General features: G+C 64.2%; 6 protein-coding genes and 2 pseudogenes. 2 read left to right on the top strand and 6 right to left on the bottom strand.

All coding sequences use genetic code 11. The annotated features are described in order from the left end of the window. Window positions 1-150 precede the first annotated feature (150 nt). Together MM194_RS18040 and MM194_RS18045 are read left to right on the top strand one after the other, a co-directional pair. A complete protein-coding gene (locus tag MM194_RS18040; RefSeq protein WP_033130682.1) occupies window positions 151-1,347 on the top strand; it encodes an amino acid aminotransferase in 1,197 nt (398 codons plus the stop codon). Window positions 1,348-1,426: 79 nt separating this feature from the next. After that, window positions 1,427-2,356: a LysR family transcriptional regulator gene (locus tag MM194_RS18045; RefSeq protein WP_241344325.1), complete on the top strand. Its 930-nt coding sequence runs from the start codon at window positions 1,427-1,429 to the stop codon at window positions 2,354-2,356. A gap of 33 nt (window positions 2,357-2,389) precedes the next feature. On the opposite strand, the gene MM194_RS18050 is transcribed toward MM194_RS18045, so the two are convergent. From MM194_RS18050 to MM194_RS18075, 6 genes and pseudogenes are all read right to left on the bottom strand, one after another. Next, entirely contained in the window at window positions 2,390-2,713 is a 324-nt protein-coding gene (locus MM194_RS18050) for a DUF1820 family protein (RefSeq protein ID WP_033130680.1), read from the bottom strand. Window positions 2,714-2,826: 113 nt separating this feature from the next. Beyond that, the gene (locus MM194_RS18055) at window positions 2,827-3,681 is read right to left on the bottom strand and encodes a YjjW family glycine radical enzyme activase (protein ID WP_241344328.1); all 855 of its coding nucleotides are present in this window, start codon (window positions 3,679-3,681) and stop codon (window positions 2,827-2,829) included. Between the two features lie 28 nt (window positions 3,682-3,709). Then, on the bottom strand, window positions 3,710-5,236 hold the full coding sequence (locus tag MM194_RS18060) for a YjjI family glycine radical enzyme (protein WP_241344326.1): 1,527 nt from the start codon (window positions 5,234-5,236) through the stop codon (window positions 3,710-3,712). Window positions 5,237-5,351: 115 nt separating this feature from the next. Continuing rightward, window positions 5,352-5,693: an AzlD domain-containing protein gene (locus tag MM194_RS18065; RefSeq protein WP_033130678.1), complete on the bottom strand. Its 342-nt coding sequence runs from the start codon at window positions 5,691-5,693 to the stop codon at window positions 5,352-5,354. A gap of 2 nt (window positions 5,694-5,695) precedes the next feature. Next, window positions 5,696-5,779: pseudogene (locus MM194_RS18070) on the bottom strand (branched-chain amino acid ABC transporter permease); the annotation flags it as partial. Between the two features lie 23 nt (window positions 5,780-5,802). After that, window positions 5,803-5,886 (bottom strand): annotated as a pseudogene (locus tag MM194_RS18075) (branched-chain amino acid ABC transporter permease); the annotation flags it as partial. Window positions 5,887-6,011: the final 125 nt, after the last annotated feature.

Raw genomic sequence — 6,011 nt, forward strand, 5'->3', positions numbered from 1 at the left:
CCGGACCATATGAATCAGGGAGGCGACCGACCTCCCTCTCTCTTTGAGATGGTCATCCACACAAGGGCTTGAGGCCTCGCCAGCTTTACGCCATGATGACCGCCGATCATTGATCTCCGTTTTCTGGACTCCACTTCGCAAGGACCCCCCATGTTTGAACACGTCGATGCCTATGCTGGCGACCCCATACTCACGCTCGTCGAGACTTTCCACAAAGACACCCGCGAACAGAAAGTGAACCTGGGGATCGGCCTCTATTACGATGAGCAGGGCCGCATTCCGCTGCTGGGCTCGGTACAGCAGGCCGAAGCCGCCCGCGCCGCCGCGCCGGCACCGCGCCCCTACCAGCCGATGGAAGGGGCCGCCAACTACCGCACCGCCGTGCAGCATCTGCTGTTTGGCGCCGAGCATGCCGCGGTCAAGGCCGGCCGCATCGCCACCATCCAGACCATAGGCGGCTCCGGCGCCCTGAAGATCGGGGCCGATCTGCTCAAGCGCTACTTCCCGACCTCAGAGGTCTGGGTCAGCAATCCGACCTGGGACAACCACAAGGCCATGTTCGAGGGGGCCGGCATCAAGGTGCACGACTATCCCTACTACGATGCCGCCACCGGCGGCGTCAACTTCGACGCCATGCTGGACTGCCTCACGACCCTGCCGGCCAAGAGCATCGTGTTGCTGCACCCCTGCTGCCACAACCCGACCGGGGTGGATCTCTCCCGCGCCCAGTGGGATCAGGTGATCGCGCTCGTCGTGGATAAGGGGCTGATCCCCTTTATGGATATCGCCTACCAGGGCTTCGGTGACGGCCTGGAGGAGGATGCCTACGCCATCCGCGCCATGGTCGATGCGGGGGTCAGCTTCTTCGTCAGCAACTCCTTCTCCAAGAACCTCTCCTTCTACGGTGAACGCTGCGGCGGCCTGTCTGTCATCTGTCAGGATGCGGAAGAGGCGGGCCGGGTGTTGGGTCAGATGAAGGCGACCGTGCGTCGCAACTACTCCAGCCCTCCCACCCACGGTGGCCAGATTACCGCGGCCGTGATGAACGACGCAGGGCTGCACGCCCTCTGGGTCGATGAAGTGACCGAGATGCGCACCCGCATCAAGGCCATGCGCCAGAAGCTGTTCGAGGTGCTGAGCGCCAAGGTGCCGGGCCGCGATTTTGGCTACTTCGTCAACCAACGCGGCATGTTCAGCTACACCGGCTTCACCCCGGAGCAGGTCGATCGCCTGCGTGAGGAGTTCGCCGTCTACTTGGTGCGCTCCGGTCGCATGTGCGTGGCGGGCCTCAACAGCCGCAACGTCGACTACGTGGCCGACGCCATGGCCGCCGTGCTCAAGGGCTAAGCCCCAAGCCCCGCCTCGGCGGGGCTTTTTGTTTCCCCTTCCCGCCTTTATCAGGAACCGCTATGTATCAGGAGCCACTATGGATCTGATCGCACTCTCTCGCCTGGGAGGACGCCATCTGGTCACCCTGCACCTGCTGCTGGACAGCCAGAGCGTCACCCGCAGCGCCGAGCGCCTCTGCACCACCCCCTCCTCCGTCAGCAAGACGCTCAATCAACTGCGCGCCCTGCTCGGGGATCAGCTGCTCTATCGCCAGGGCAATCAGCTGCTGCTCACCCCGTTCGCCGAGCGGCTCGGCCCCAGCCTGCAGCGGCTGCTGCGCGAGTTGAACGGCCTCACCAGCCAGGAGGGGTTCACCCCCGCCAGCTGGCAGGGACAGCTGAACATAGCGCTGCGAGAGAGCGGCATGGTCTGGCCCATGGGGCCCATTCTGGGTCAGTTGATGCGGGAGGTGCCGGGGATGATGCCCATCATCTGGAACAAGGACGAGCAGGCGCTGGCGCGGCTGGCGACGGGCAAACTCGACTTCGTGATCTTGCCCCACGATCAGAGCCAACCCCTGCCGAGCCACCCGGGGCTGGTGTGGGAGCCCTTGCGGGAAGACAGGCTCGTCTGCCTGCTGCGGGCAGATCACCCGGCGCTGGACAAGCCCTGGGATCTGGACGCCTATCTGAGCTGGCGCCACATCGCCATTCGCGACACCGAGCTGGCCAACCCCTTCTTCGAGCAGAGCCTGGCCCAGTTGCAGGTGCGCCGCCAGATAGGGGCCACCCTGCCGGACTTTGGCTGCGCGGCGGCCTTGCTGCGCCAGAGCGATCTCATCCTCACCGCCATCGAAGGCTGGGCGACCCAGGCCGACCTGCCGGGGCTGGTGCGCCTCGCGCCTCCCTTCGACTATGGCGCCGTGACCCACAGCCTGGTGTGGTACGGCCCCACGGGGGAAGAGCCCGCTCTGCGCTGGTTCCGCCAACGGATCCTGCAATTGGGGCGGGTCATGGTACAGGGATGAGCCCTGAACGGGCTCAGGGCTTTTTGGTCCGGCTCAGGGTTTCTTGGTATAGATGGGGCCGGGGAAGGAGGCGACGTTGTTGCCGAGCTCAGTGATGCGGGCCGCCCCCTGCTTGCGCACCTGGTCGATGCGCAGCACCTGATGCATGGGGATCAGGGTGCGGTTGACGTCGGCAAACTCGCTCTTGAGCTTCTCGTGACCGGGATCGACGATGAGCGCCGTGTGGTTGTCCCAGACGAAATTCGCTATCTCGATGAAGCCGAACAGTGGACCCTGATTGACCTCCCTGACATAGACCTCGTAGCGCTCGCTGTGGCAAATAAACTGCACTCGGTATAAGGCGTTGGCTTCACTCATATTTATCTGTTGATGGTGGGCGGTTTTCCCATTCTAGCCGTCACTTCGCGCACGCCATATAGACGAACTTCACAGTTGCGTCATATCGGGTCTCAAAGCGCTTAACCTGCCTGTCACCCGATGGCGGGCAGTGAGACAGGGCCAAACCCCTTGGCCATCAGGGCATTGGCCAGCATTTGCAACTCATCCATGCCGGCCTCCCGCCAGCTCAGCGCCGCTCCGCGTACCCCGTGATGGCGAAAACCGTTGAGGCGGATAGAAACGGGACCGAGACTTCGCAAGAAGGCGCAGAGACCGGCGTCCAGCTCCCCCCGCACATCGACGAAATCTGTTCTGCCCGGCACATGGAGCAGCCGCAGTTCCGTCAGCTTGCCGCACCGTGCCAGCAGTTGCAGAGAGGCCAGCACCCGCTCGCGATCGTAGCCGGTCAGCGCACGGTGCACGGGATCCCGCCACCCCTTGAGATCGAGCATGGCGCCATCCAGCACCGGCAGCAGCCGCTGCCAGCCCGCCGGGGCCAGGGAGCCGTTGCTGTCCAGCAGGCAGCTCAGGCGAGCGAGCCCGGGGTCGGCCTTGATGGTGGTGAACAGGGCGATCACAAAGGGCAGCTGGGTGCTGGCCTCCCCGCCGGAGACGGTGATGCCGCTCAGCAGCGGGCCATAGCGGCGCAACTGCGCCAGCACCTCTGCCACCGACATGACCATTGTCTTGGGGCTGGCCTGGCGCGGGCAAAGGTCGGTGCAGCGATCGCAATGGGTACAGAGTGCCGCCTGCCAGCTCACCCGCCCCTCCTCGAGCCGCAGGGCGCCGCTCGGACAGGCGGGCACGCAGTCGCCACAGTGATCGCACAACCCTATGGTGTGCGGGTTGTGGCAACCGGGACAGCGAAAGTTACACCCCTGCAGGAACAGCACCAGACGATTACCCGGCCCGTCCACGCAGGAGAAGGGCAATATTCTGCTGACGATGGCGGTCCTCGTCAGCAGCCGGCTCGGGTCAGCGCTCACCCAGGCGGCTCTCACGCCCGATGACCCTGGGGGCCCGCTGGCGAATGCCGGTCAGCTCGCTCGCCTCGGCGCCGAGACAGGTGGTCTGCAGGCGCGAGCCCTCGGCCGCGAAGCGGGCCACGTCGCTCTTGCGGATCATGTAGCCGGTCACCCGCACCAGATCGCTATCCCCTACGTTGGCGCTGAACTCCCGCATGCCGAGGACGAAGGCCCCCTTGCACAGCTGGAGCAGGGCCTGGGGGTTCTGACGTATGGTGGGATCCAGGGTCAGGATCTCGCTGATGCCGGAGCCGTAAAAACCGTGGTGTGGCGCCAGCGCCAGCACGTGGCTGGCGGGATCCGGCTCCTCCCCATAGGGGATGCGCACCCCGGGCGTCACGTCCCGATCCAGGCTCAGCCCGCCCTGGGCATGGAGCAGGGCGCGCCCACCCCAGGCATGGGGTTGGGGTCTGTTGGTCACATAGCCGGAGAGCTGGGCCGAGATGCGATAGCCGAGCCGGTTCGCCTCCTCGTCCCGGCCGTAACGCTCGGGCCGATTTTCCTTGTCCATCAGGATATTGACCGCCTCCGCCATGCCATAGATGCCGAACATGGGCACGAAGCGCCCCTCCTCGATCAGTCCCTCCTGCACCAGGAAGCTGTCGAAGAAGCCGGATTCTCGATGCAGGAAGCGGGCACGGGCTTCGATGAGCAGGGAGGCCTGCTCGCAATAGTGGGGCAACCAGGTCTCCAGGAAGTCGTCGATGCCGGCACTCTGCTCGGCCACCCCCTTGAGGGAGATCCGTACCAGGGTGTTGGCACCGCCCCCCAGCGGCAGCGCGTTATAGCAGCTGACGATGCCAAACCCGCGGGCATCGAAGGTATCTCTGTGCAGCGGATAGTTGACGATGTGGGGTTTGCCGCACGAGGCGATATTTTGTACCGCCTGCATCAGCAAGGGATCCGGAGTTTGGGCGGGGTCGTGGAACAGGCTGAGGTTCGGCGCCACCTGCTTGAGCTCGCCGTCGATGCGCAGGATCAGCCGGCAGAGTCGGTTGTCATCCGGCCCTATGTTGACGTGCATGAAGGCGTCCGGCAGCACCCTGTCCAGGTAGATCCAGAAGCGCCGCAACTTGCCATGGAGGCTCTCGTCGTCCAGCGCCCCGACGAAGGGCAGCAGCAGGTGATCCAGCCGCCCCAGCCAGACCGGCATGCCGGTCACCGAGGGCACGTGGTGATAGAGGATCCGCAAGGCATCCAGCGCCTCGTCGAAGTCTTGCGGTGGCGCCAGCTCCAGCCAGGGGGATCCCTGACTCAGGAATCGTTGGTAATCCGGCAGCACGTAGCGCGGCTTGTAAGGGGCGTGCCCCTCGAACATATCGCACAGCACCCCCTGCGCCATGGCATCGATGACGGTGGCGGGCAGGTCGGGGTAAGGCAGGGCATTCTCGGCGGCCAGCGCCAGGGCGTGGCTTTTTTGGGACGGCGAGAGCAGAGGGTCGCGCACTATGCGCTGACAGGTGGCGGTGAGGGACATAGAAGGCTCCAAAGCGGATGATGGCTAAATCCTCACACTTGCAGGGCCTTATTTGAAGTGACATTCACAACAGAGCGGATATCCATAATGAACATCCGCTGCGTGCGATCACGGCTTATCCCAGCCAGGGCAGCAGGGCGAGCAGGCCCCCCTGCCAGCGCAGCAGGAAGAAGCCCCCCATGCCGACCACCACCACCAGCAGGGTCGGCAGCCGCAGCAGGGTCAGGGCCGTCACCAGCAGGGTCGCCGCCAAATAGTCGGGATCCCAGTCCAGCCCCTTGCCAGGTTCGTAGCTGAAAACGATGGGCAACCAGATAGCGGTCAGCACCGACTGGGCCGAGAAGCTGAGGAAGGCCCCCATCTCGGCGCCGGGTTGATAACGGGTCAGCCTCGAGAAGAAGGCGAAGCGGTTGAAGAAGGTGATCAGGGTCAACAGCCCTATCATCAGCCAGCTCATGATTACCTCCTCATCCGGTGCAGCACATAACACACCAGCATGCTGGCCAGGGCCGAGACAATGATGGTGTAGACCTCCGCCAGCAGCCCTATCTTCAGCCAGCTCATGATTACCTCCTCATCCGGTGCAGCACATATCCCACCAGCATGCCGGCCAGGGCCGAGACAATGATGGTGTAGACCTCCGCCAGTAGCCCTATCTTCAGCCAGCTCATGATTACCTCCTCATCCGGTGCAGCACATATCCCACCAGCATGCCGGCCAGGGCCGAGACAATGATGGTGTAGACCTCCGCCAGTAGCCCTATCTTCAGCCAGCT

Source organism: Aeromonas sp. MR16 (genome assembly GCF_022549315.1).
Lineage (GTDB): Bacteria > Pseudomonadota > Gammaproteobacteria > Enterobacterales > Aeromonadaceae > Aeromonas > Aeromonas aquatica.